The sequence below is a fragment of the Geothrix fermentans DSM 14018 genome, assembly GCF_000428885.1.
In the GTDB taxonomy this organism is placed as follows: Bacteria; Acidobacteriota; Holophagae; order Holophagales; family Holophagaceae; genus Geothrix; species Geothrix fermentans.
Map to the genome: position 1 here is coordinate 105,699 of NZ_AUAU01000010.1, position 24,111 is coordinate 129,809.

The window sequence follows — 24,111 nt, forward strand, 5'->3', positions numbered from 1 at the left end:
GAGAGAACGCACGACCTCCCGGAGGAGGAAGCGGGTGGATCAGGAGGCCCGGCAACCCGAGGGTTCGAAGGACGGCCTCACCCCCGGAGGGGGCTAAAACTACAGGTTGAAGCAGAAAAGACTGAAGTTGCTTGCGATGAGGGCCGGCTCCACCGGGCCGAATCGCGGGGGTGCGGGGGTGTGCGCGCAGCAGAGCGGAGCGCGGGACCCCCGCTACGCTACTTGGACCCCTTGACCTTGGCGATGATTTCTTCCGCCACGTTCCGGGGAGCCTCCTCGTAGTGGGAGAACTGCATGGTGTAGGTGCCGCGGCCCTGGGTCATGGACCGCAGGGTGGTGGAGTAGGCGAACATCTCGGCCAGGGGCACCTTGGAGGTGATGACCTTGGAGCCGGAGCGCTCCTCCATGTTCTCGATGCGGCCACGGCGGCTGTTCAGGTTGCCGATGACGTCTCCCATGTAGTCCTCGGGGGTCTCGACTTCGACCGCCATGATGGGCTCGAGGATCACGGGGCTCGCCTTCTCGCAGCCCGCCTTGAAGCCCATGGAGCCGGCGATCTTGAACGCCATTTCGTTGGAGTCCACCTCGTGGAAGCTGCCGTCGTAGATGGTCACCTTGATGTCCACCACGGGGTAGCCCGCGAGGACGCCGGAGTGCATGGCCTCCTGGATGCCTTCATCGGTGGGCTTGATGTATTCCTTGGGAACCACGCCGCCCTTGATCTCGTTGATGAACTCGTAGCCCTTGCCCACCTCGTTGGGCTCGACGATGAGCTTGACGTGGCCGTACTGGCCGCGGCCGCCGGACTGGCGCACGAACTTGCCCTCGGACTCCACCCGCTTGCGGATGGTCTCGCGGTAGGCCACCTGGGGCTTGCCCACGTTGGCCTCGACCTTGAACTCGCGCATCATGCGGTCGACGATGATCTCCAGGTGCAGCTCGCCCATGCCGGCGATGATCGTCTGGTTGGTCTCGGGATCGGTCTTCACCTTGAAGGTGGGATCCTCCTGGGCCAGGCGGGCCAGGGCGATGCCCATCTTCTCCTGGTCGGCCTTGGTCTTGGGCTCGATGGCGACCTGGATCACGGGATCCGGGAAGTCCATGGACTCGAGGACGACCGGGTTGTTCTCGTCGCAGATGGTCTGGCCGGTGAGGACATCCTTCAGGCCCACGGCGGCGCCGATGTCGCCGGTGCGGACCTCCTCGATGTCCTCGCGCTTGTTGGCGTGCATCTGGAGGAGACGGCCGATGCGCTCCCGGCGGCCCTTGTTGGCGTTGTAGACGCCGGAGCCGGCCGGCAGGACGCCGGAGTAGACGCGGAGGAAGGCCAGGGAGCCCACGAAGGGATCGGCCATGATCTTGAAGATCAGGGCGCTGAAGGGCTCGTTGTCGTCGGCCTTGCGCTCGACCTCGTTGCCGTCGCTGTCCATGCCCTTGATGGCAGGGATGTCGAGGGGCGAGGGCATGTAGCTCACCACGGCGTCGAGCATGGGCTGGACGCCCTTGTTCTTGAAGGCGGAGCCGCAGGTCATGGGCGTGAAGGCCAGCGACACGCAGCCCTTGCGGATGCCCTCGCGGAGCTCGGCCTCGGTCAGCTCCTCGCCGCCGAGGTACTTCTCCATGAGGTGCTCGTCGGTCTCGGCGACCATCTCGACCATCTTCTCGCGCCACTCCTTGGCGGTCTCCACCAGCTCGGCGGGGATCTCGCCATAGAGGGTCTTGAAGCCCTTGTCGGCCTCATCGAAGGTGACGGCCTTCATGAGGATGAGGTCCACCACGCCCTTGAAGTTCTCCTCGGCGCCGATGGGGATCTGGATGGGGCAGGGCTTGGCCTTCAGGCGGTCCTGCATCATCTTCACGACGCGGAAGAAGTCGGCGCCGGTGCGGTCCATCTTGTTCACGAAGGCCAGGCGGGGCACGCCGTACTTGTCGGCCTGGCGCCACACGGTCTCGGACTGGGGCTGCACGCCGCCCACGGCGCAGAACACGGCCACGGCGCCGTCGAGGACTCGCAGGCTGCGCTCCACCTCGGCCGTGAAGTCCACGTGGCCCGGGGTGTCGATGATGTTGATGCGGTGCTCCACGCCCTTCAACTGGCCCGTCTGGGGGGTCCAGGCGGCGGTGATGGCGGCGGAGGTGATGGTGATGCCCCGCTCCTGCTCCTGCACCATCCAGTCGGTGGTCGCCGCACCCTCATGCACCTCGCCGATCTTGTGGATCTTGCCGGTGTAGTAGAGGATGCGCTCCGTCGTGGTGGTCTTTCCGGCATCGATGTGCGCCATGATGCCGATGTTCCGGTAGCGCTCGAGGGGGGTCTGGCGGGCCACTTCGGCCTCCTGAAAGGATCAATGCAGAAACGGAATCGGGGGGTGATTCAAAGACCTTCGCGGAAGGAGCCGCCGGATGGGCGGCTCCTTCCGGTCGGATGGGCTGCTACCAGCGGAAGTGCGCGAAGGCCTTGTTGGCCTCGGCCATCTTGTGGACGTCGTCCTTCTTCTTGATGGCGGCGCCGCGGAAGTTCATGGCGTCGAGGATCTCGCCGGCCAGCTTGTCGCGCATGGTGCGCTCGCCGCGGGAGGCGGAGTAGGTCTTGAGCCAGCGCATGGCCAGGGACTGGCGGCGGTTCTGGGGAACCTCCACGGGCACCTGGTAGGTGGCGCCGCCCACGCGGCGGGACTTCACTTCCACCGAGGGCTTGATGTTGTTGAGGGCCTTCTGGAAGGCCTCCAGGGCCTCCTCGCCGGACTTCTTGGCGACGATCTCCAGCGCTCCGTAGAGGATTCGCTCGGCGGTGGCCTTCTTGCCGCGCTCCATGAGGATGTTCACGAACTTGGAGACGACGAGGCTGTTGTAGACGGGATCCGGGAGGATCTCACGCTTGGCGGGTGCGTTGCGACGGGCCATGTTTCACCTCCCCTACTTCTTCTTGGCCGGCGCGGCGCCAGCCTTGGGGCGCTTGGCGCCGTACTTGGAACGGGACTGGTTGCGGCCCGCGACGCCGGTGGCGTCCAGGGTGCCGCGGACGACGTGGTAGCGCACGCCCGGCAGGTCCTTCACGCGGCCGCCGCGGATGAGCACGATGCTGTGCTCCTGCAGGTTGTGGCCCACGCCCGGGATGTAGGTCGTGCACTCGATGCCGTTGGTGAGGCGCACACGAGCCACCTTGCGAAGCGCGGAGTTCGGCTTCTTCGGGGTGGTGGTGAACACGCGGGTGCACACACCGCGCTTCTGGGGGCAGGCGTCGAGCGCGGGGCTCTTCGTCTTGTTCTGGAACGTCTTCCGCCCGAGGCGGATCAGCTGATTGATGGTAGGCACACCATCCTCCAAGGAAGGCGCCGGTGGATCCGGGCCTGGGCCCGAGAGGTTCGCCGCGATGGAGGCTCCGGAGAACGTCGGACGGATGAAATCCTGCGCCGGCCCACGGGGCCGGAACCATCTAGGTTATCGGAATGGCCAGGGAAGTCAACGCACCAGGCGTAAACAAGAGCCGGGCCTCGCCCGATCCCTCGTCCTGGCCTCACCCGGCCAGGGGGCACCCGCAGCCGCCGGCCGCGCAGCCGTGGCCGCTCTTGGGGGCCTCGGCCGCCGCCGGGGTCGGCGCGGAGGCGGCGCCCTTGTACCACCCCCCGCCCGTCAGGGCGAAGGCCGACACGGACACCTGCCGCTTCATGCCGTCGGGCTTGCCGCAGACCGGGCACGCGTGCGTGTCGGGGGCGGACATGCTCTCCAGCTTCTCCTCGGGCTGGCCACAAGCTTCACAACGGTATTCATAGAGCGGCATGGCAGACTTCTCCTGGGACTTCTCCCTGAACCTTCCATTTTATCCCCATTCCCCGATGCCGACATCGCCCCGTTTCTTCCAGAGCCCTGAAGCCTTTCTCGCGGCCGTGCCCCGGCCGGCGACGCTGTGCTTCACCAACGGCTGCTTCGACCTGATCCATCCCGGCCACGTGCAGTACCTGGCCGAGGCCCGCGCCCTGGGCGACTTCCTCGTGGTGGGCCTCAACAGCGACGCCTCGGTGGCGCGCCTCAAGGGGCCCGGCCGACCCCTCCAGGACGAAGCCGCCCGAGCCGCCATCCTGCTGGGCCTGCGCAGCGTGGATGCGGTGGTCCTCTTCACGGAGGACACGCCGCTGGAGCTCATCCGCGCCCTCCAGCCCGACGTGCTGGTGAAGGGCGGCGACTACACGCCGGACAACGTGGTGGGCCGCGAGATCGTGGAGGGCCGCGGCGGAAAGCTGGTGCTGATCCCCTTCCTGCCGGGGCACAGCACCTCGCGCATCGCCGAGCGGATCCGCAGCGGGCGCGGGGTCACGCTCGAACCCCGCGGATAGACCCTTCGGATGATCCGGTCGTGACAGTCATCCGCTAGGCTGGGGTCCGGCCTCGCTGACGAGGTCCGTTTTTGCCGGAGGTTTCATGCGCCACCACGTCGCCCTCTCGCTCGCCCTTCTGGGCCTGCCTCTCGCCGCCCAGGACATCAACGGCGGCCTGCAGACCGGCCTGTCGCTGCCTGTGGGGGACCTGAAGGACAAGACCGATTTCGGCACCAACCAGTTCTTCGGCGCCCACATCGGCGGCCACCTCGACTTCAACCTCACGCCCCACCACCAGATCCGCGGCCACCTCACCTACCACAACATGCCGGGCTCCGGCTGGGGCGGCCCCGACGACTTCAAGAACGACTTCAAGATCCTCCAGTTCGGAGCCGACTGGGTCTACAACTTCCAGAGCCCGAACCAGGGCTGGTACACCATCGCCGGAGCCTCCCTCAACAGCGTCAAGAACGAATGGGACGCGGTCGGCTTCAGCGGCAGCGCCAGCCAGAGCGGCAAGCTGGGTCTCCGCGGCGGCGGCGGCTACACCTTCAACAAGATGTTCTCCCTCGAAGGCAGCCTGAACCAGATCTTCGTGGACAAGAACGGCAGCGACGGCTTCGGCTTTGACACGGCCACCTGGGTCCAGGTGAGCGCGGTGTTCCGCTTCGGGCGGTAGGCCGCTCCATCACCTACGAAAAACGGGCCGCGGATGCGGCCCGTTTTTCGCAAGACGGAAGAAACTACATCAACGGCGACAGCAGCTGCCAGTACTTCGGCAGGGGCCAGAGGTCGGCGTCGCAGGCCTCCTCCAGGTGGTCCAGCACTTCGCGCAGGGCGTGCTTGGCCTCGTTCACCTTGCTGCCGAAGGCCTCGGTGCGGGCATGCAGGTCCTCGACCGCATCGGCGTCGGCCAGGGCAGCCTTCATGTTGCTGAGGCGCGCCTGGGCCTCGCCGGCCAGGGTGGCCTGGGCCTGGAGGGAGTCCTTCAGGGTCTCAGGCACGGCAATGCCGGCGGCGGCCAGGCGGCCCAGGCTCTTGGCCCGGGCGCCCAGGTCCGCCGTGATGGAGGGCAGGATCTGTGTCTCCGCCATCTCGCGCAGGACCTGGGTCTCGATGGCGATGGCCTTCTGGTACTGCTCGTGGCGGATGTGGATGCGGGACTCCAGCTCGCCTTCGGAGAGGATGCCGGACCTGGTGAACACGGCCTTGGCGGCCGGCTGCTCCCAGATGTGGAGGGCGGCCACCGTGTCCTTGGCGTGGGGCAGGCCGCGGCGCTCGGCTTCTGCCTTCCACTCCTCGGAGTAGCCATTGCCCTCGAAGCGGATGGCTTTGGTCTCGATGATGGCCTGCCGCACCACGGACAGAACGGCGGCGCGGTGCTCCTTGCCGGCCTTGATCTCCGCGTCGAGCTTGGCGTTGAGCCCCTCCAGGGCCTCGGCCACGGCGGCGTTGATCACCGTCAGCGGCAGGGCGATGGGCTGGCTGGAGCCCACGGCGCGGAACTCGAACTTGTTGCCCGTGAAGGCAAAGGGGCTGGTGCGGTTGCGGTCCGTGGCGTCCTTCTCGATGCGGGGCAGGTTGCCGATGCCGAGGTCGAGGATGCGCTGGGTGGAGGCGTCCGCCGCATCGCCCTTCTCGATGGCGTCGAGGATGTGGTTCAGCTGGGCGCCGAGGAAGGCGGACATGATGGCCGGGGGCGCCTCGTTGGCGCCCAGGCGGTGGTCGTTGCCGGCGCTGGCGATGGCGGCGCGGAGGAGGCCGCCGTGGGTGTGGATGGCCTTCAGGGTGGCGCTGAGGAAGTAGAGGAACTGCAGGTTCTCCTCGGGGGTCTGCCCGGGCTCCAGCAGGTTCTGGCCCTCATCGGTGGCCAGGCTCCAGTTCACGTGCTTGCCGCTGCCGTTGACGCCCGCGAAGGGCTTCTCGTGGAGCAGGATGGCCAGGCCGTGCCGCTCGCCCACGGACTTGAGGATCTCCATGAGCAGCTGGTTGTGGTCGCTGGCGATGTTGGCGGCCTCGTAGATGGGCGCGATCTCGAACTGGTTGGGGGCCACTTCGTTGTGGCGGGTCTTGGCGGGGATGCCGAGCTTGAAGCACTCCAGCTCCACCTCCTGCATGAAGCCCAGGACGCGCTCCTTGATGCTGCCGAAGTAGTGGTCCTCCAGCTCCTGGCCCTTGGGCGGCTTGGCGCCCTGGAGGGTGCGGTTGGCGAACATGAGGTCGGGCCGCTGCTGGGCCAGCTCCAGGTCCACCGCGAAGTACTCCTGCTCGGGGCCGCACTGGGCCACCACCGCCTCGGCGGTCACGCCGAAGTGGGCCAGGCCCTCGATGGCACGCTTGGAGACCGCCTCCATGGAGCGCAGCAGGGGCACCTTGTGGTCCAGGGCCTCCCCGTGGTACCCCACGAAGGCCGTGGGGATGCAGAGGGTCTTGCCGATGGGCCCTTCGATGAGGAAGGCCGGGCTGGCGGGATCCCAGGCCGTGTAGCCCCGGGCCTCGAAGGTGGCGCGCAGGCCGCCCGAGGGGAAGGAGCTGGCGTCGGGCTCGCCCTGGATCAGCTGGCTGCCGCTGAACCGCTCGATGACCTGGCCCGGCTCGTCCCAGGCAATGAAGGCGTCGTGCTTCTCGGCGGTGGCGCCGGTCATGGGCAGGAACCAGTGGGTGAAGTGGGTGCAGCCCTGTTCCAGCGCCCAGTCCTTCATGGCCTGGGCCACGCTCTTGGCCACGTCGGGGGACAGGGGCTCGCCCCGCTTCAGCGCCTGCCGGTAGGCCTTGTAGACATCCTTCTGCAGGCGGTCGCGCATGGTGCGCTCGCTGAAGGTGTTGCAGCCGAAGTACTGGCTGATCTTGGTCTGGTCCAGCCGTGAGATGCTGGAAGTGTCTGGCGCCGGCGCCTTGGCCATGTGTCCCCCCTTTGGACGTGGTGAAAGATGACTGTAAATACAAAAGGACCGATGTCCGCCCCTCAGGGGCAGCCATCGGATTCCCATGTCCACCTGGATCCTGCGATCCATACCCAGGGTAGCGCAACCCCAGGGGCCGATACAGGTTTTCCTGCCGGGGAAAGGGCCCTTTCCCTCCTCGGCGGCCTCCAGGCCCGTCAGGGGGGGCTGCCCCGCCCCGCCGCCCTGGCTTGGGAGCGCGCCGTTTTTGCCGAGGTGTTCGATCACCCGGAGCCCGGGCTCCGGATCCGCCGCTTTCTGGACAAGGACCTAAAATGAGTGCCATGGACCTGACCGCCCCCTACGTCCCCGACCTCGAAAGCATCCCCACGGGGATCGACCTCCCCGCCGAGATCCGGCGACTCAAGGCCGAGCGCCGGGCCGTGCTCCTGGCCCACTACTACCAGGAGCCTGAGATCCAAGACCTGGCCGACTTCGTGGGTGACAGCCTCCAGCTCAGCCAGCAGGCGGCCAAGGCCGACGCGGACGTCATCGCCTTCTGCGGCGTCCACTTCATGGCCGAGACCGCCAAGATCCTCAACCCGGCCAAGACGGTGGTGATCCCGGACATGGATGCCGGGTGCAGCCTGGCGGACCGCTGCCCGGCCGACTACTTCGAGGCCTGGCTGAAGCAGTACCCCGACCACGATGTCGTCAGCTACATCAACTGCTCCGCGGGCGTGAAGGCCCTCAGCACCGTCATCTGCACCAGCAGCAACGCGGTGCGCGTGGTGGAGAGCCTCCCGAAGGACCGCAAGATCGTCTTCGCCCCGGATCGCCACCTGGGCAAGTGGGTCATGCAGCAGACGGGCCGGGATATGGTGCTCTTCCCCGGCTTCTGCATCGTCCACGAGCAGTTCACGGCCAAGCGCCTGGCGGCCCTGAAGGCCCAGCACCCGGAGGCCAAGCTCATCGCCCACCCCGAATGCGACGCCACCGTGAGCCAGCTGGCGGACTTCGTGGGCAGCACGGCGGCCCTGCTGAACTTCGTGGCCAAGGACAGCGCCAAGGCCTTCATCGTGGCCACGGAGGCCGGCATCCTCCACCAGATGCGCCAGCGCCGGCCCGACGCCGAGCTGATTCCCGCCCCGGCGGACAGCGGCTGCAACTGCAGCCTCTGCCCCTACATGAAGCTCAACAGCCTGGAGAAGCTCTACCTCTGCCTGCGGGACCTGAAGCCGGAGATCCGCCTGGACGAGGCCACCCGGGTGAAGGCCCTCAAGCCCCTGGAGCGCATGCTGGCCCTGGGCTGATCGCAAGGATGCGGTTGCGCCGCTAAGCTGGCAGGAACCCTCCTGCCGAGTCCCCATGTACCGCCATCGCGCCTCCCGCTTCCGCACCCTCCACCCGGGCCTGGGCCCCTCCCGCTGGCAGCGGCTGCAGCAGCGCAGCGGCATCGTCCTGCTGCTCCTGGCGGGGCTGCTGACGGCGGCCATGCTCTTCTTCGCGCCGCGCTACTACATGATGGATCAGCTGGGCACGGCCCAGCAGGCCTACATGGAAGCCCACTGGGTGGACTTCGAGGCGGTGGAACGGCACTGGAAGAGCCTGCCGATCCTCCACAGCATCCAACGGGGCGACGAGGAAGATGTCCGCCGCTTCCTCGGCGACCAGCCCCTGGTGGTGGCTCTGCTGGACCGCTTCGAGGGCCGCCATCTCTGGATCCGCGAGGGCGACCGCCTGGTGCCCCCCGGGGATCCCGCCCAGGCGCAGCAGTACCTGGGGTGGATGACCCATGCCGAGATGGCCCAGCGCTTCGAGTGGAACCCGCCCCGGGAGCAGGATCCCGACTTCGGGAAGGTGGCCACGGTCGTCCTGCTGTCGGACCGCTGGCTGGTGATCAAGCGCTGGCGGCCCGGCACCCCGGAAGTGGAGCGCGAGCTGAGCATCGCCCTGGGCCCCCGCCCGGCCCTGCGCATGGGCCTGCTCCGGGAGTCGGACGCCATGCGCAGCAGGGACCTGAAACCCCAGCCCTGGGGGGCCCAGCCCTACCTCCAGGCTGACCCCCAGAGGCTCGTGGCCCTGCCCCAGGGATCCATCACCAAGACCAACGCCTTCGGCGAGGGCTGGTCCCTGGGTGGCGTGGCCTTCGACGATGACCAGGCGGCCTTCCGCCGGACCCTGAAGTCCCAGCGGCGCCTGGTCACGGGGGCGGCGCTCTTCGTGGGCCTGGCCATGCTGCTGGGGCTCTGGCTGCGGCACCGGACCCGGCGGAAGTCCGAGCTGGACGCCGACCGCATGGCCTCCATGACCCACAGCCTGAAGACCCCGCTCGCCATCCTCAAGTTCCGCTGCGACTCCCTGCGCCTGGGCCGCCTCAGCCCCGAGCGGGCCGACGAGGAGCTCCTCAAGATCGGCGAGGAGGTGGACCACCTCACCACCATCATCGAGACGGGCCTGCGGGTCATCCGGGGCGGCGGCGCCTCCGGCCCCCACGGCCTGGCCACGCCGGACTGGATCCGCGAGGTGGTGGAGGACCTGCGCCCCGGCTTCGAGGTCGAGGGCCGGCCCCTGGAGATCCGGCTGGCGGGGACCCCGGGGCGGGCCCCGCTGCCCTCGCTGCGGTCGGCCCTGCTCACCCTGGTGGAGAACGCCCTGACCCACGGCGGGGGGCGAGTCACCCTGGAGTCCTGGCGGACCCGCCGCCGCCTCTGCATCCAGGTGAGCGACGAAGGCGAGGGCCTGGAGCCCCACCAGGTCAAGGCCCTGGGCAAGCCCTTCCAGCGCCTGCGGTCCAAGGGGAAGGAGGGCTTCCTGCGCGAGGGCCAGGGACTGGGTCTGAGCCTCCTGGTGCAGGTGGCCGAGCAGGAAGGCTGGGGCCTCTCCTTCACATCGGCCCCTGGCGAGGGGTTCTCCGCCCTGCTGGAGGTCCCCGCCGCCTGATCCGCCGGCCCCGGCCGCCCCTTGGATTCCACTGGCCTGGCATCTTCAAAGATGACTGGAATCACGGGCTTCGCCCCATCCCAAGCCCTACCATCAGGGCGGGCGATGTCTGCCCGGGGGGATGTCATGGTACGCCCGTGGATCGGTCTGGTGGTCTTGAGCCTGGGTGTGGTCGCTGCGGAGCCGCCCAAGCCTGTCCGGGTGCCCCTGAAGGCGCCGCACGAATCCACCATCCCCGAAGGTCCCGTGGGCGAGGCCATCCGCCTGGGCCAGAAGGTCTTCACGAACACCCCGCTGCACGCCCCCAAGTACTCCGGCAACGCCCTCAGCTGCAGCAGCTGCCACCTGGACGCGGGGAAGGCGCCCCATGCAGCGCCCATGGTGGGCCTGTGGGCCTCCTTCCCCACCTACCTGCCCCGGGCCGGCCGCGTGGGGACCATGGAGGACCGCATCAACGGGTGCTTCCTGCGCTCCATGAACGGCAAGCCCCTGCCCACCGGCAGCGAGGAGATGCGCTGCCTGCTCGCCTACGTCTGGTGGCTGTCCAAGGATGTGCCCGTGGGCGCGGAAGTCGTGGGCCGGGGGAACCCGCCCCTGCAGGCTCCGGCCCCTGCGGATCCGGAGCGGGGCAAGGCCGTCTATGCCCGGGCCTGCGCGGCCTGCCACGGCGAGGATGGGCTGGGCTCGGCGGATGTCCCGCCGCTCTGGGGCCCCCGGTCCTTCAACCTCGGGGCCGGCATGGCCCGGACCAGCAAGGCCGCGGCCTTCGTGAAGGCCAACATGAGTGGGCTGGGCGGGTCGGACCCCCTCAGCGCCCAGGACGCCTACGATGTGTCCGCCTACTTCACGCACCAGCCCCGCCCGGACTTCCCGGACAAGGTGAAGGACTGGCCCAAGGGCGGGAAGCCCGCGGACAGCCGTTACTGAACCAAGGCCCGCACTAGGAAATTGCAGCCGATCTTACTTGCCTTTCCAAGGCGAGGTGGCATCTTGGATGGAGCACGATCCTTGAGCGAGATGCCGTGATCCACATCCTCGTGGTGGAGGATGAGCCGTCCCTCTGCCAACTCCTCGTCAACAACCTGAGCTTCGAAGGCTACTCCGTGGAGGCGGTGGAGGACGGTGTGCCCGCGCTGGCGGCCCATGGGGCCCGGCGGGCGGACCTCATCGTCCTGGACCTGATGCTGCCCCAGCTGGACGGCTTCGAGGTGCTCCGCACCCTGCGGGAGCGGAAGGACGAAGTGCCCGTACTCCTCCTCACCGCCCGGGGCGAGGAATCCGACCGGGTGCGGGGCCTGAGCCTGGGGGCGGACGACTACCTGGTGAAGCCCTTCTCCGTGCTGGAGCTCATGGCCCGGGTGAAGGCCATCCTCCGCCGGACGCGCCCCGTGGACCGCCCCGCCCGGCTGCGCTCGGGCCCCTTCCGCTTCGACCTGCCCCGCCTGGAGGCCCGCCGGGAGGACCGGCCCCTGGAGCTGACCCCCCGTGAGTTCCGGCTGCTGGAGATCCTCATCACCCATGCGGGCCGCACCCACAGCCGCAAGGAGCTGCTCCAGCTGGCCTGGGAGCCGGATGCGCGCCCCAGTGCCCGGACGGTGGACGTCCACATCGCCAACCTGCGGCGCAAGCTGGGCGAGGAGCTGGGCTCGCCCTGGATCACCACCGTGGGCGGCGAGGGCTACCGCTGGACCACGCCCGTGGAGCCGGACGCGGAGCCGGAGGGCGAGGCCAAGCGGGTAGACTGATCGCCTCGAGGTCCGATGTCTCCCTGGAATCCCCACAGCTGGCAGCGCTTCCCCGCCCAGCAGCAGCCCGTCTACGACGACCTCTCGGAGGTGGAGGGCGTGCTGGCCCGCCTGCGCCGCATGCCCCCCCTGGTGGTGCCCCAGGAGGTGGACCGCCTCCGGGGCCTCCTGGCCGAGGCCGCCGCGGGCCGGCGCTTCCTCCTCCAGGGCGGCGACTGCGCGGAGCAGTTCAAGGACTGCACGGCGGAGTCCATCGCGGGCAAGCTGCGTGTGCTGCTCCAGATGTCCGTGGCCCTCACGCACGGCGGCCGGAAGCCCGTGGTGCGCGTGGGCCGCATCGCCGGCCAGTTCGCCAAGCCCCGCAGCAAGCCCACGGAGACCGTGCGCGGCCGGGAGCTGCCCAGCTACCGCGGGGACCTTGTGAACGGCCTGGAGGCCGACGAGGCCGCCCGCCGTCCCGACCCCAGCCGGATGCTGGAGGCCTACTTCCACGCCTCGGCCACCTTGAACCACCTGCGTTCCCTGGCCGCCGGCGGCTACGCCGACCTCCACCACCCCGAGCGCTGGGAGCTGCCCGGCGAGGCGGGGCGGGTGCCCGAGTACCGGCGGACCCTGGACCAGGTGAAGGAGTCCCTGGACTTCCTGGAGGCCCTGGGCGGCGTGCAGCGCGACGCGCTGGAGCGCATCGACTTCTACACCAGCCACGAGGCCCTGCTCCTGCCCTACGAGGAGGCCCTCACCCGCTGGGTGGGAGAGACTTCGGCCTACTACAACCTGGGGGCCCACACCCTCTGGGTGGGGGAGCGCACGCGCCAGCTGGACGGCGCCCACGTCGAGTACCTCCGCGGCCTCCGCAACCCCATCGGGGTGAAGGTGGGCCCCAGCGCCACGCCGGAGCATCTCGTGGCCCTGCTGGACCGCCTGGACCCCGATCGCGAGCCCGGCCGCATCACCCTCATCTCCCGCTTCGGCGCCGCGAAGATCCAGGCGGCCCTGCCGCCCCTGCTGGCGGCCGTCCAGGCTACGGGACGCCCCGTGCTCTGGAGCTGCGACCCCATGCACGGCAACGGGGTGGAGAGCGCCCAGGGCCTCAAGACCCGCGACTTCGGCGCCATCCTCTCGGAGCTGCGCCAGGCCTTCGAGCTCCACCGCGCCCACGGCTCCCACCTGGGGGGCGTCCACATCGAGCTCACGGGCGAGCCCGTCACCGAGTGCACCGGCGGCAGCGAGGGCCTCTCCGAGGCCGACCTGGCCAAGGCCTACGAGACCGGCTGCGATCCCCGCCTGAACGGCTCCCAGAGCCTGGAGATGGCCTTCCTCATCGCGGAGATGATGCGGGGCTGACCCCCTCACTCGTCGGGGATCTCGGCCTCCACGAGCTGGGCCAGCAGGGTCAGCGACTCCTGCCAGCCGAGGTAGCAGGCCTCGGTGGGGATGACCTCGGGGATCCCCTCCTGGACGATGTCCACCTCGGTGCCGATGGACACGGGCTTCAGCGAGATGGTGGTGTGCATCTCCCCGGGCAGGTTGGGATCGTCGAAGCGGTCCGTGTGGCGGATGCAGGCGCCGGGCACCAGCTCCAGGTACTCGCCGCCGAAGGTGTGGCTGTGGCCCGTGCCGAAGTTGGTGAAGGACATGCGGTAGGTGCCGCCCACCTTCGCATCCAGGTGGTGGACCTTCCCCGTGAAGCCGTGGGGCGGGAGCCACTTGGCCAGGGCGTCGGGGTCCAGGAAGGCCCGGTAGATCTTGTCGGGGGTGGCGCGCAGCACGCGGTGGAGGTGGATGGTGTTCGTGGACATGGCCAAGCCCCTTTCAGCGTGGGGATTCCCGCGAGGCTGCACGATAGCACCGCCTGGGCTGTCATGACACCTACCTGTTCAATGCACGGTCGGGTGGATCCCCTCGGGTCCGGCGCGCAGGACCATCGTCTCGAAGGCGGTCGCCACGCGGACCTCGGCCCCCGGCAGCAGCTCCTGGAGCGGCTTGAGCTTGGGGACGGGGAGCAGCAGGACCTCCCCGGGCCGGAGAACCGGCAGCGCCACCTCCTCCCAGGCCCCGAGGGAGGTGCCGCGGCGGGCCGCGCCGGCCCTCAGCTCCAGATCGCCCTCCGGCCAGGCATCCACCATCCAGGCGCCCAGCAGGGCGCTGCCGCCCTCCTCCAGGGCCAGACAGAAGCCCGCGACCCCTCCGCCCGCCTGGCCCAGGACCGCCAGCCCGGGTCGGGGCAGCTCCCCGATCTCCACGCCCGGACCCCGTACCGCGAGGCGGTCGAGGGCGGTCCCGTCGGCCCGGTGCAGGGCCGAGGGCCGGGGGAGGCAGGGCAGCAGGTCCGCGGCGTCCGGGAGGGGGGCCAGGGAGGCCGGCAGGGTGCCCCGGCGATCCCACTTCTCCGCGTAGGCCAGGGTCTGCTTGGCCCGGGACAGGGCCCGCGGCCCGCCTTCCAGCAGCCGCCGGAGGCTGGACGGCACCAGGGCGTCCGCCAGCCGGTCCGGGTCGCCTTCGCCCAGCTTGCGCAGGCGGATGGCCTCGATGCGGTTCAGGTCCGCCAGGCGGCCCGAGGCCAGACGGCCCACCAGGGCCCGTCGTTCCCCGGGGCCCTCGGGCCAGGCGGCGGTTCCCAGCAGCACGGGCGCGCCCTCAGTCCTGCGCCTCGAGCCATTCCCGGGTCGCGGCCGACAGCGGCTTCGGCCGGTTGGTGGCGAAGTCCAGCATCACCTGCACGGTCCTCCCTTCGGCGAACACCTCGCCCCCCAGCCCCTTAGTGAGCCGGTAGGCCAGCTCGAAGGAGCTGTTGCCCACCTTGGAGCAGTGCAACTCCACGCGGACATCGTCCCCCAGGAGAATGGGCATGCGGTAGTCCACCTCGACGCGCGCGAGCAGGAAGCCCTCCTCCTGGAAGCGGCGCCCGCCCAGGTAGGCGCGCCACCACTGGAAGCGCCCCTGCTCCATGAAGCTCACCACCACCGCGTTGTTCACGTGGCCCATGGCGTCCAGGTCGCTGAACCGCACCTCGATGGGATGGGAAAAGGGCATGGAGCCTCCGGGAACTTCCACCTTACACCTGTGCCATCATGCGCCCGATGCCCGCGCCCCTCCTCCTCGCCTACGACGCCTCCTGCTCTCTCTGCTGCCGGACCACCCTGTGGCTGGCGCGGAGGGACAGGCTGGGCCTCCTCCACCTGGTCCCCCTCCGGGATCCCGACCTGCTGAAGCTGGCCCCGGAACTGGCCGGGCGCCCCCTGGAGCGGGAGATCCACGGCCTGGACCTGGCCACCCGGGAGGTCTGGGCCGGGGCCGACCTCCTGCGGCCCATCGCCCGCCGCCTGCCGGGCTGGCGCTGGGTGGCGCCCCTGCTGGCCATCCCCGGCCTGCCGCGCCTGCTGAACCGCGGCTACCTGTGGGTGGCGGCCCGGCGCTTCCGGCGCACGGGACGGCCCCCCTTCGCGTAGCCTGGGTTCCATGGATCCCGCCCCTTCGAGCTCCTGGCAACCAGACCGCCGCTGGGCGGACCCCCTCATCGCCCTCCTGGCCCTCATCACCCTGGTGGCCGTGAGCTTCACCCTCCGGACCCGGCAGGAGGGGAGCCGCCGGCCCTCGGGGCGCACCAGCCTCCAGGGGCAGATGCTGGAAGTCTTCCTGGCGGGACCCCGCCAGCTGGGAGGGCCCCCGGCTTCTCCGCGGGAATGGGACCGGGCCCGGACCCAGCTGACGGATCCCTGGGACCGGGCCATGCTGGCGGTGCTCATGGCGGAGCTGGGCGACCGGGCGGAGGCCCGCGCGCTCGCAGGTGAGGGAGCCCCAGCCGGCATCGCCGGCGCCCGCTTCCGTGCCGCCTTCGCCGCGGCCTACGGGGACCACGGCGAGGCCCCGGTCCCGGACGCCTCCGCCCGCGAGGACGTGAAGCGGCGGCTGGGGAACGGCTACACGGCCGCGCTGCTGGAGGCCCGGCTCCAGGACCGGGAGGGCGCCGGCGCGGGCGAGGCCCTGCGGGCCCGGGCCCGCACCCTCCTCCTGACCCGGCTGGCGGCCCTGGGCAGCCTGGGCCTGCTGGTCCTGGTCCTGGCCGTGGGGGGGCTCACCGTGGGGATCTACCTCTGGATCACCCGGCGGCAGCCGCCCCCGCCGCCGCTGCCAGTCTGGAACCTCTCGGGCCGGGCCGCGGCCCTGGTCTTCCTCGGCTGGTTCATGGCCTTCTTCGCGGCGGGCAACCTCGCGGGGCTGCTGCTCCTGCCCTGGCCCTCCCTCCGCTGGGCCATCGTGCCCGCGGGCACGCTCTTCCACGCCGCCGTCGGCGTGCGCCTGCTCTGCTGGGCGGAAGGCCTCACCCTCCCCGGGCTCTGGCGGCGGCTGGCGCCGGGTCCCGCCCGGCGGAACCTGGCCTGGGCCGCGGCCTTCCTGGCCCTGGCGGTGTTCCTCGTCCTCGCCGTGGCCATGGTCGCGGGACTCGTGATGAAGCCGGACCAGAGCCCCCAGCGGGACCTGCAGGAGCTCCTGCGGGGCCTCTCCGGCTGGGGGCCCGCCCTGGCCATGTTCGCGGTGGTGGCGGGCCTGGCGCCCCTCTTCGAGGAGCTGCTGTTCCGGGGCTTCCTGTTCCCCGTGCTGGCGAGGGGGGGCCGCGTGGCCTTCGGCCTCCTCGCCTCGGCCCTGCTCTTCGGGGCCATCCACCTCCAGCCCGCGGGCCTGCCCGTCCTCAGCACCCTGGGGCTGGTGCTGGCCCTGGCCGTGCGCCGGACCGGCAGCCTCTGGCCCGCCATCCTGGTCCACGCCTGCTGGAACGGCACGCTCTTCCTGCTGATGCGGGCCTTCGCCTAGGACTGGAGGCGCGACAGGGCCGGCGCCAGCCACCAGAACAGCTGGAGGACCACGAAGGCCACCACGATCCACTTGAGGACCTGGCCCCAGTCCGTGCTGCCCCCGCGATGCTCGCGCCGCGCGGGTTTCCGGGCGGAGAGGTAGGTCTCCACGGGATCCTCGGCCAGCTTGATCTTCGCGGGTGGGGCGGTGCGGCGGGCGCCGGAGTCGTGCAGGCTGGAATCCCCGGCCGGCTGGGGCTCCATCTGGCGGAAGCGCGCCGTGGAGACGCTCCCGGTGCCGTCCTCGTCCTGTCCCAGGAAGGTGAAGAGGCGCGCGCGCATGCTGACGGGGCCCGGCAGCGCGTCGATGAGCTCCTCCAGGAACTCCGGCAGCGTGGTACAGCGGTCATCGGGATCCACCGCCAGGGCCCGCTTGAACACCGCCGCCATGCGGGGGGAGAGGTCGGGGGGGATGGCCACGGGTTCCTGGAGGATGTGGAGGATGATCTCCGTGAGGCCGTTGCCCGGATGGGGCAGCTTGCCGGTGAGCAGCTCGAAGGCCGTGGCCGCGAAGCTGTAGCGGTCCGAGGCCGGGGTCCCCTCGCTGCCCCGCAGCACCTCCGGCGGCGCGTAGGCCGGCGATCCCAGGAAGTCCCCGGAGGAGGTCAGCCGGAGGGCCAGCGTCTGGGCCACCGCCGTCGCCTCCCCGGCCGCGGCCAGGTCCAGGGCCTGCTCCGGGCTCAGGCCCATGTGGCCCAGGGTCCGGGCGATGCCGAAGTCCATGAGCTTGGCCCGTCCCTCCTCGCTGAGGAGGATGTTGTCCGGCTTCACGTCCCGGTGGACGATGGCGCGGCGGTGGGCGGCCCGCAGGGCCCGCCCGGCCTGGATGAGCACCCGGGCGCTGGTCTCCAGATCCAGGTCCCGGTCCTTGATATGCCGGCCGAGGCTCTTGCCTTCCACGTACTCCATGGCGAGGAAGGGCCCCAGCTCCTCCTCCACGCCCACGTCGAAGATCGTCACCAGGTTCGGGTGGTTGAGCTGGGCGCTGATCTCCGCCTCGCGGCGGAAGCGCAGCGTGGCCTGGTGCCGCGCCGCCCCTGTGACCCGGACCACCTTGATGGCCACGCGGCGCTTGAGCAGCGGATCCTCCGCCAGGTAGACGGTCCCCATGCCGCCCTGCCCGATGGGGCGCACAACCTGGTACCTGCCGATGGTTCGGGGATCCGCCATGGAACTGCAATTCTAACCACGGGACCCCTCTCCGAAGCCGGGCTAGAATGGAGGATTCGACATTCCGGAGTCCCCCATGGCCGCCCTCCTCGAAGCCATCGAGATCAAGCGCAAGATGTTCTTCGAGCTCGAAGACATTCCCTACCACTGCCTGGATGTGGAAATTTCGACCCCCACGGCCCGCGGCGGCCAGACGCTCGTGCGCATCAAGATGCGGAACCTCCTCACCCGCGCGGTCTTCGACAAGACCTTCAAGGCCGGCGACAAGTTCAAGGAGCCGGACCTCGTCCTCAGCCCCGCCAGCTACCTCTACAGCGACGGCGAGGGCTCGCACTTCATGGACCAGGAGACCTACGAGACCCACACCCTGGGCGAGAACCTCATGGGCGACGCCCTCAGCTACCTCACCGAGGGCCTCATCGTTCAGATCCAGAAGTTCAACGGCAACCCCATCGGCCTCCAGATGCCCACCCAGGTGGAGTTGGCCGTCACCTACACCGAGCCGGGCGCCCGGGGCGACACGGCCAGCGGCAACGTCACCAAGCCCGCCAAGCTGGAGACCGGCATCGAGATCAAGGTGCCCCTCTTCATCAAGGAGGGCGAGAAGGTGAAGGTGAGCACCGAGACCGGCGAGTTCGCAGGCAGGGCCTAAGGATCCACCACGGAGACACAGAGAACACGGAGGTATCCACTGAGAAGAGCAGGAGCAATGAACCAGCCAGCCCCGCATGGAGGTTTGGCCCGTTCTGCCTCCGTGTTCTTTTCTCTGCGCGCTCCGTGTCTCCGTGGTGATTTTTCCTCGGCACCACGATGAAGAAATACCGCCTCGGCCAGAGCCGGGAGGCCCAGGACCTGGACCACCGCGAGGCCTATTCCCACGAGCGGGCGGCGGACAGCAAGCGGCGCCAGCGCCACGCCGAGCGCCTGGAGACAGGGATCGAGGCCCACGATGCCGAGGCGCTCCTGCGCCTCCCGGATCCCACGCCCTGGCTGCACCTGCCCGAGGCCACCCTCATCCAGCGCCACAGCCAGTGGGTGGACCTGGAGCTGGCGGATCGGACCGTGATGCGGGCCACCCTCAGCGGCAAGCTCAAGGGTGTGCGCCTGGTCTGCGGCGACCGGGTGCGCTACTCGGTCGTTCCCGTCGAGCCAGATGATCCCCGGTTCCCCGCGCACCTTCCCGTCCGGGGTGACGGCGGTTCCCCCGAGGCCCAGGTGGTGGCCGTGATGCCCCGGAAGACCCTCCTCAAGCGGGGCGGCATCGACGACCGCGAGCCCTGGCAGCTCATCTGCGCCAACGCCGACGAGCTCTGGATCTGCGCCGCCGTGGTGGACCCGCCCCTGCGTCCGGGCCTGCTGGAGCGGGCCCAGGTGCTGGGCCTCGACGCGGGCCTCGCCTTCCGCGTCATCGTCACCAAGCGCGACCGCGCCTCGAAGAAGGACACCCTGCCCGAGCTGGACCCGCTGCGCGGCCAGGGCCTGCCCATCCACGAGACCTCCGCGCTGAAGGGCGAGGGCCTGGAGGCCCTCCGCGGCCTGCTTCAGGGCAAGGTGGTGGTACTGCTGGGCCACAGCGGCGTGGGGAAGAGCACGCTCGTGAACGCCCTGCACCCGCAGGCGGCGCTGAAGACCGGCGGCCTCACGAAGTTCGGCACCGGCAAGCAGACCACCACCGCGGCCCGCTGGCTGGCCCTGGAGGGGGGCATCCTGGTGGACACGCCGGGCATCCGCACCCTCAGCGTCCGGGGCTTCGACCGGGCCCTGCTGGGCTCCGTGTTCCCCGAGTTCCCCGCCGAGGTCCTGGAGGATCCCTGCGCCTTCGATGCGGATGACGAGGCGACCCTGGACCACCTGGACCTCGACTACCCCGAGCGTCTGCAGAGCCTCCAGCGACTGTGGCAGGAGATGGAGGACCGCAACCCCAACCAGAACGTGTGGCGCTGATGCAGGACCGCATGCAGAGCGATTCCAGGCTCCTCGGCCTCGTCTACGGGGCGGTCTTCGGGTCGCTGTTCCCCCTGTTCCACTTCGCGGCGCGGTCCTTCGCCCGGCGCGAACGGGGCCACGAGATCGCGGACCAGGTCGCCAACGCCTTCATGGAGCTCCGCCCCAAGTACCTGGAGGCCATCCTCGGCAATACGGCCCAGGTGCTGGGCCTGCGGCCTTCGCACCCCGACGTGGACCGCACGGCCCGGGAGATGGTCCGCCAGCACGCCCGGGCCTGGGTGGACTTCTTCTGGTACGGCCAGCGGTCCGTGGAGGAGGCCCTGGCCCAGTTCGCCAGCCTCGAGGGGCTCGAACACCTGGATGCGGCCATGGCCGAGGGCCGGGGGGTCATCCTGCTCACGGCCCACGCGGGGAACTACGAGCTGGGCGGCCTCCTGCTGCGGGCCCGGAACCTGAAGGTCCACACGGTCTACAAGCCCGACCGCTTCGAGGCCGTGGAGCGCCTCCGGGAGCAGCTGCGCGCCCGGGGTGGCGTGGTGGGCATCCCCGTGGATGGCGTGGGCTTCTCCACCCTGCCTCTGGTGAAGTTCCTGCGCGAGGGGCGGCTGGTGGGCATGCAGGGAGACCGGGACTTCAGCCTCAACGGCGTGCCCATGCCCTTCTTCGGCCGGGAGGTGCCCTTCCCCCGGGGGCCCTGGGAGCTGGCGGCCATGACCGGCGCCCCCATCGTGACCTCCTTCTTCCACACGGACGAGGCCAGGCGGTTCCACGCCCGCTTCGGGGCGCCCCTCCACGTCCAGGGGGGGCGGAGTGAGCGGATGGGCGCCATCGAGGCGGGGATGCGGTCCTACGTGGCGGACCTGGAGGCCCTGGTCCGCCGCCACCCCAGCCAGTGGTACTGCTTCTACCCCTTCTGGGACGATCCGGCCCGGGCCGGCGCCCCCTCCCAGGGAAAAACCACCTCGGCAGAGCCTTTGTCGACGGTCATAGGCATTTGACCTTAAGCTTCAGGGTCCCGTGGTCCGTTCCCGGTCCCTACAAGGAGTCCCACCCATGCGCAGCGTCCTCCCCGTCCTGCTCATCGCCTCAGCCGTCATCGGCTGCAATTCCAACAAATCCAAGGCTTCTGAACCCGTCGTGGCCGCCCCGACCCAGGCCATGGCCCCCGGGGCCGAGATGCCGAAGGACCAGGCCCATGCCGGTGCCGCCGCGGCGGCCCCTGCCGCCGGCGAGGGCCTGACCGGCAAGGTGCTGGAGCGCCTAGAAGCCTCCCCGTACTGCTACCTGCGCATCAAGACCGCCAAGGGCGAAGTCTGGGCCGCCGTCCCCGAGACCAAGGCCGAGAAGGGCAGTGAGGTCACGGTGGTCAATCCCATGCTCATGAGCAACTTCGAGTCCAAGACCCTCAAGCGCACCTTCGCCGAGGTCTACTTCGGCACCCTGGCCTCCGCCGGCGGAGCCGCGGCTCCCGCCACCAACCCCCACGGCGGCGCGGCCCCGGCCGGCCCGGTGGAAGTGGGCAAGGTGGAGAAGGCCACCGGGGCGGACGCCCGCACCGTGGCGGAAGTCTGGGCTCAGAAGGGCGGCCTCAAGGGCAAGACCGTCAGCGTCCGCGGCAAGGTGGTGAAGTACAACGCCGGGATCATGGGCAAGAACTGGATCCACCTCCAGGACGGCAGCGGCGACGCCAAGGCCGGCACCAACGACCTGGCCATCACCACGGGCGATGCCGCCGCCAAGGGCGACACCATCACCGTCACCGGCGTGGTGCGCACGGACAAGGACTTCGGCTCCGGCTACGCCTACCCGGTCCTCGTCGAGGACGCCAAGGTGAAGAAGTAGCTGGCCAGTCCTCAGTCTTCAGTCCTCAGTCTTCAGTCTTCAGGTCTCCGGAAGCGGGCGCCCCCAGGCGCCCGCTTTTTCAGGTGGGGCGAGGTTGACCTTGAGCACGTCGAAGTTGGCGCTGAGGTCGAAGTCCCGGGGCATGATGTAGCTCGGGTGCCGGGCGAGCACTGCCCGGGCGCCCGCCTCCGGGGTCTCGCCCACGATGGGCTGCACGGGGAAGCCCACCCGGTAGAAGGCCTTGGCGATGAGGGCCGAGCAGATGACCTCGCGGCTGCTGGAGCTGCCCAGGTACAGAGGCCGCCGCCGCCACCGGGCCGGCAGCAGGTGGACGGGGGTGAGGTAGCGCCCCAGGTCGAAGATGTTGCGCCGGTCGTAGCGCAGGCCCAGGTGCCGGAGCATCTCCGCCACCACCTGCTCCAGGTCCCCGGGCGAAAGGCCCCGGGGCCGGCAGACCCGCAGGTTGTGGTCCGCATACCAGGCCACGGGCTTCACCCGCACGCCCTCGGCCATGTCGCTCTCCAGGAGCAGGTGGGGCGCCTCCGCACCGAACTGTGCCAGGGCCTCCTCCGCGTGGGGGCCTCCCCAGCGCAGCAGGGCATCGCCGATGTACATGCCCGCGTGGCTCCAGGAGCTCTGGCTGAGGGTCATGATCATGCGGCTGATGCGGGACTTGCCCTCCACCAGCACCACGTCGCCGGGGCGGAGGCCCTCCCGGAGCCGGTCCACATCGTTGGGCACCCGCCGCTGGTAGCTGGGCAGCTCGGCCGTGAGGTAGTGGACCAGGCCCCGGGTCAGCGTGTCATGGAGGAACACAGGTCCCCCCTTTCCCCCGCTAGACGGCGGCGGGAACGGCGGCCAGCTCCTTGGCCCAGGCGGGCAGGGTGCGGACGCCCTTGGGCGCCTGCAGGGCCTTCTGGTAGCGGCGGAGCTCGCCGTCATGGTTGACGATGAAGTCGCTCTCCTCGGCATAGCTGGTGATGGGCAGCCAGGCCGTGGCGGCGCGGCCCAGGTCCGAGGCCTCCACCTCGAAGGCCATGCTGAAGGCCGCGGCCTTGAGGATCTGGCCCAGCAGCTCGGTCTCCTTCGGGCTGGTGAAGGCGGCATCGTGCAGCAGCACCACGGCCTTGACCTCGCCCTTCTGCGCCTTGGCCAGCAGCTCCTCCAGGGCGCCGAAGCGGAAGCCCCGCTCGGTGAAGCCCCGGCGGTTGAGGATGCCGTCCTCGCTGGTCTGGTACTTGGGAAGCACCACGGGGATGGTCTTGTCACCGCTGCCGTAGCGCAGGCCTTCGGAGGAGGCCAGCTCGCCCAGGCGCTGGGCCGCGTCGCAGCCGAAGGTGCCCTGGCCGATGACCGCCACGGGGCCGGCGGTGGAAAGGGCCTCGCGGATGGCCTCGACGGTGGCGGGCGTACCCTTCAGCTGGGGGACGGGGGCTGCGCCCTGGCGGTTGTAGTGCCCGTAGGCATAGCGCTCGGCGTCGCTGATGAAGTGCGTCGTCTCCTTGCCCGCCAGCGGCCGGGGCCGGAAGCGGTGGATCTGGTTGCCCTCGTGGTCGATCCAGATGGGGTTGCCCAGGGCCGAGTGGCGGCTGATGGAGGGGGTGTTCTTGAGGTACCAGACCCGCTTGCGGAAGCGGAAGTCGCGGCTGGTGAGGGCACCCACGGGGCAGAGGTCCACCACGTTGCCAGCGTAGGGGTTCTGGTCCAGGGTCTTGCCCTCGTAGGTGGTGACCTCCAGGCGGGAGCCGCGGTTGGCCACCGTGAGCTCGTAGCCGCCGCTGATCTCCTTGGTGAAGCGGACGCAGCGGGTGCAGTGGATGCAGCGGTTCTTGTCGATGACGATCTTGGCGCCCAGGTCCTCGTAGCGGTACCGCCGCTTCACCTCGACCATGCGGGAGTCGCCGCTGCCGTAGCTGTACGAGTAGTCCTGGAGCTTGCACTCGCCGGCCTGGTCGCAGATGGGGCAGTCCAGGGGGTGGTTCATGAGGAGGAAGTCCATCACTCCGGCCCGGGCATCGGCCACGGCGGGCGTGTTGGTGAAGACCTCCATCACCACCGCGTCCGGGTTGTCCTTGGGCGCCGGCGGCACGGTGGTGGTGCAGCTGGTGGCGAGCTTGGGCTGGCCCTTGATCTCCACGAGGCACATGCGGCACGTGGCCACGGGCGTGAGCGCCGGGTGGTAGCAGTAGTGCGGGATGTCGATGCCCACGGTGCGGCAGGCATCCAGCACCAGGGTGCCGGGGTTCACGCTCAGTTCAACATCGTTGATCTTGATCGTCGGCATGGGCCCACTCCAGGCCTTCCAGAATGGGGCTTGGCGCCCCGGAGGTAAAGGTGGACGGCCGGGTCCATCCCGGTGGCGGACCACGGTACCAGCGGCCGGAAGCCGCATGGATCCGGCGGGTTCCGGCCG

The 24,111-nt window shown here is 69.9% G+C and carries 24 protein-coding genes; 13 read left to right on the top strand and 11 right to left on the bottom strand.

Annotated features, from left to right (window positions below; translation table 11 throughout):
* Positions 1 to 218: 218 nt before the first annotated feature.
* The 4 genes from fusA to G398_RS0104820 all read right to left on the bottom strand — a co-directional run bounded on the left by fusA (position 219) and on the right by G398_RS0104820 (position 3,781).
* On the bottom strand, positions 219 to 2,327 hold the full coding sequence (fusA, locus tag G398_RS0104805; RefSeq protein ID WP_026852758.1) for an elongation factor G: 2,109 nt from the start codon (positions 2,325 to 2,327) through the stop codon (positions 219 to 221).
* A 106-nt stretch (positions 2,328 to 2,433) separates the two neighbouring features.
* Positions 2,434 to 2,904 (bottom strand): 30S ribosomal protein S7, encoded by a 471-nt coding sequence (gene rpsG, locus G398_RS0104810; RefSeq protein ID WP_026852759.1) that lies wholly within the window; start codon positions 2,902 to 2,904, stop codon positions 2,434 to 2,436.
* A 12-nt stretch (positions 2,905 to 2,916) separates the two neighbouring features.
* Positions 2,917 to 3,315 carry a 30S ribosomal protein S12 gene (gene rpsL / locus G398_RS0104815; protein ID WP_026852760.1) on the bottom strand — a complete coding sequence of 133 codons (399 nt, stop codon included), beginning with the start codon at positions 3,313 to 3,315 and terminating at the stop codon, positions 2,917 to 2,919.
* A 202-nt stretch (positions 3,316 to 3,517) separates the two neighbouring features.
* A complete protein-coding gene (locus G398_RS0104820) occupies positions 3,518 to 3,781 on the bottom strand; it encodes an FmdB family zinc ribbon protein (RefSeq protein ID WP_026852761.1) in 264 nt (87 codons plus the stop codon).
* 55 nt (positions 3,782 to 3,836) lie between these two features.
* Between G398_RS0104820 and rfaE2 the strand changes: the two genes are divergently transcribed.
* Both rfaE2 and G398_RS0104830 read left to right on the top strand, forming a co-directional pair.
* Entirely contained in the window at positions 3,837 to 4,334 is a 498-nt protein-coding gene (rfaE2, locus tag G398_RS16280; RefSeq protein ID WP_052571449.1) for a D-glycero-beta-D-manno-heptose 1-phosphate adenylyltransferase, read from the top strand.
* An 85-nt stretch (positions 4,335 to 4,419) separates the two neighbouring features.
* Positions 4,420 to 4,995, top strand: a complete 576-nt coding sequence (locus tag G398_RS0104830) for an outer membrane beta-barrel protein (protein WP_026852762.1) — start codon at positions 4,420 to 4,422, stop codon at positions 4,993 to 4,995.
* Between the two features lie 64 nt (positions 4,996 to 5,059).
* On the opposite strand, the gene G398_RS0104835 is transcribed toward G398_RS0104830, so the two are convergent.
* Positions 5,060 to 7,219, bottom strand: coding sequence for a glutamine synthetase III family protein (locus tag G398_RS0104835; RefSeq protein WP_084511999.1), 2,160 nt, complete (start codon positions 7,217 to 7,219; stop codon positions 5,060 to 5,062).
* Between the two features lie 323 nt (positions 7,220 to 7,542).
* Here G398_RS0104835 and nadA point away from each other — a divergent pair, with 323 nt between their 5' ends.
* The 5 genes from nadA (at position 7,543) to G398_RS0104860 (ending at position 13,230) form a co-directional block, all read left to right on the top strand.
* Positions 7,543 to 8,511 (top strand): quinolinate synthase NadA, encoded by a 969-nt coding sequence (nadA, locus tag G398_RS0104840; protein WP_052571451.1) that lies wholly within the window; start codon positions 7,543 to 7,545, stop codon positions 8,509 to 8,511.
* A gap of 55 nt (positions 8,512 to 8,566) precedes the next feature.
* A complete protein-coding gene (locus G398_RS0104845) occupies positions 8,567 to 10,141 on the top strand; it encodes a sensor histidine kinase (protein ID WP_026852765.1) in 1,575 nt (524 codons plus the stop codon).
* Between the two features lie 126 nt (positions 10,142 to 10,267).
* The gene (locus G398_RS0104850; RefSeq protein WP_026852766.1) at positions 10,268 to 11,068 is read left to right on the top strand and encodes a c-type cytochrome; all 801 of its coding nucleotides are present in this window, start codon (positions 10,268 to 10,270) and stop codon (positions 11,066 to 11,068) included.
* 95 nt (positions 11,069 to 11,163) lie between these two features.
* Positions 11,164 to 11,886, top strand: a complete 723-nt coding sequence (locus G398_RS0104855) for a response regulator transcription factor (RefSeq protein ID WP_211229042.1) — start codon at positions 11,164 to 11,166, stop codon at positions 11,884 to 11,886.
* A 15-nt stretch (positions 11,887 to 11,901) separates the two neighbouring features.
* Positions 11,902 to 13,230, top strand: a complete 1,329-nt coding sequence (locus tag G398_RS0104860; RefSeq protein WP_026852768.1) for a class II 3-deoxy-7-phosphoheptulonate synthase — start codon at positions 11,902 to 11,904, stop codon at positions 13,228 to 13,230.
* A 5-nt stretch (positions 13,231 to 13,235) separates the two neighbouring features.
* Here the strand turns inward: G398_RS0104860 and G398_RS0104865 are convergent, their stop codons facing one another.
* The 3 genes from G398_RS0104865 to G398_RS0104875 form a co-directional block, all read right to left on the bottom strand.
* On the bottom strand, positions 13,236 to 13,685 hold the full coding sequence (locus tag G398_RS0104865; protein WP_026852769.1) for an SRPBCC family protein: 450 nt from the start codon (positions 13,683 to 13,685) through the stop codon (positions 13,236 to 13,238).
* A 78-nt stretch (positions 13,686 to 13,763) separates the two neighbouring features.
* Entirely contained in the window at positions 13,764 to 14,513 is a 750-nt protein-coding gene (locus tag G398_RS0104870; protein WP_026852770.1) for a hypothetical protein, read from the bottom strand.
* A 10-nt stretch (positions 14,514 to 14,523) separates the two neighbouring features.
* The gene (locus G398_RS0104875) at positions 14,524 to 14,919 is read right to left on the bottom strand and encodes an acyl-CoA thioesterase (protein ID WP_026852771.1); all 396 of its coding nucleotides are present in this window, start codon (positions 14,917 to 14,919) and stop codon (positions 14,524 to 14,526) included.
* Positions 14,920 to 14,957: 38 nt separating this feature from the next.
* Between G398_RS0104875 and G398_RS16285 the strand changes: the two genes are divergently transcribed.
* Both G398_RS16285 and G398_RS0104885 read left to right on the top strand, forming a co-directional pair.
* Entirely contained in the window at positions 14,958 to 15,335 is a 378-nt protein-coding gene (locus G398_RS16285) for a thiol-disulfide oxidoreductase DCC family protein (protein WP_043483645.1), read from the top strand.
* Positions 15,336 to 15,345: 10 nt separating this feature from the next.
* Positions 15,346 to 16,698 carry a CPBP family intramembrane glutamic endopeptidase gene (locus G398_RS0104885; protein ID WP_026852772.1) on the top strand — a complete coding sequence of 451 codons (1,353 nt, stop codon included), beginning with the start codon at positions 15,346 to 15,348 and terminating at the stop codon, positions 16,696 to 16,698.
* Here the strand turns inward: G398_RS0104885 and G398_RS19305 are convergent.
* Positions 16,695 to 17,909, bottom strand: coding sequence for a serine/threonine-protein kinase (locus G398_RS19305; protein WP_052571455.1), 1,215 nt, complete (start codon positions 17,907 to 17,909; stop codon positions 16,695 to 16,697). The genes G398_RS0104885 and G398_RS19305 overlap by 4 nt on opposite strands.
* A 76-nt stretch (positions 17,910 to 17,985) precedes the next feature.
* On the opposite strand from G398_RS19305, the gene efp reads away from it, so the two are divergent.
* From efp to G398_RS0104910, 4 genes are all read left to right on the top strand, one after another.
* A complete protein-coding gene (efp, locus tag G398_RS0104895; protein ID WP_026852773.1) occupies positions 17,986 to 18,561 on the top strand; it encodes an elongation factor P in 576 nt (191 codons plus the stop codon).
* Positions 18,562 to 18,719: 158 nt separating this feature from the next.
* The gene (gene rsgA, locus G398_RS19310; RefSeq protein ID WP_052571457.1) at positions 18,720 to 19,853 is read left to right on the top strand and encodes a ribosome small subunit-dependent GTPase A; all 1,134 of its coding nucleotides are present in this window, start codon (positions 18,720 to 18,722) and stop codon (positions 19,851 to 19,853) included.
* An 11-nt stretch (positions 19,854 to 19,864) separates the two neighbouring features.
* Positions 19,865 to 20,854 carry a lysophospholipid acyltransferase family protein gene (locus G398_RS19315; RefSeq protein WP_169720614.1) on the top strand — a complete coding sequence of 330 codons (990 nt, stop codon included), beginning with the start codon at positions 19,865 to 19,867 and terminating at the stop codon, positions 20,852 to 20,854.
* A gap of 55 nt (positions 20,855 to 20,909) precedes the next feature.
* Positions 20,910 to 21,698: a hypothetical protein gene (locus G398_RS0104910; RefSeq protein WP_026852774.1), complete on the top strand. Its 789-nt coding sequence runs from the start codon at positions 20,910 to 20,912 to the stop codon at positions 21,696 to 21,698.
* Positions 21,699 to 21,737: 39 nt separating this feature from the next.
* Here G398_RS0104910 and G398_RS16310 read toward each other — a convergent pair whose 3' ends face one another.
* Together G398_RS16310 and G398_RS19320 are read right to left on the bottom strand one after the other, a co-directional pair.
* Positions 21,738 to 22,514, bottom strand: a complete 777-nt coding sequence (locus tag G398_RS16310; protein ID WP_052571461.1) for a C40 family peptidase — start codon at positions 22,512 to 22,514, stop codon at positions 21,738 to 21,740.
* Positions 22,515 to 22,533: 19 nt separating this feature from the next.
* Entirely contained in the window at positions 22,534 to 23,982 is a 1,449-nt protein-coding gene (locus G398_RS19320; protein ID WP_052571463.1) for an NADH-quinone oxidoreductase subunit G, read from the bottom strand.
* Positions 23,983 to 24,111: the final 129 nt, after the last annotated feature.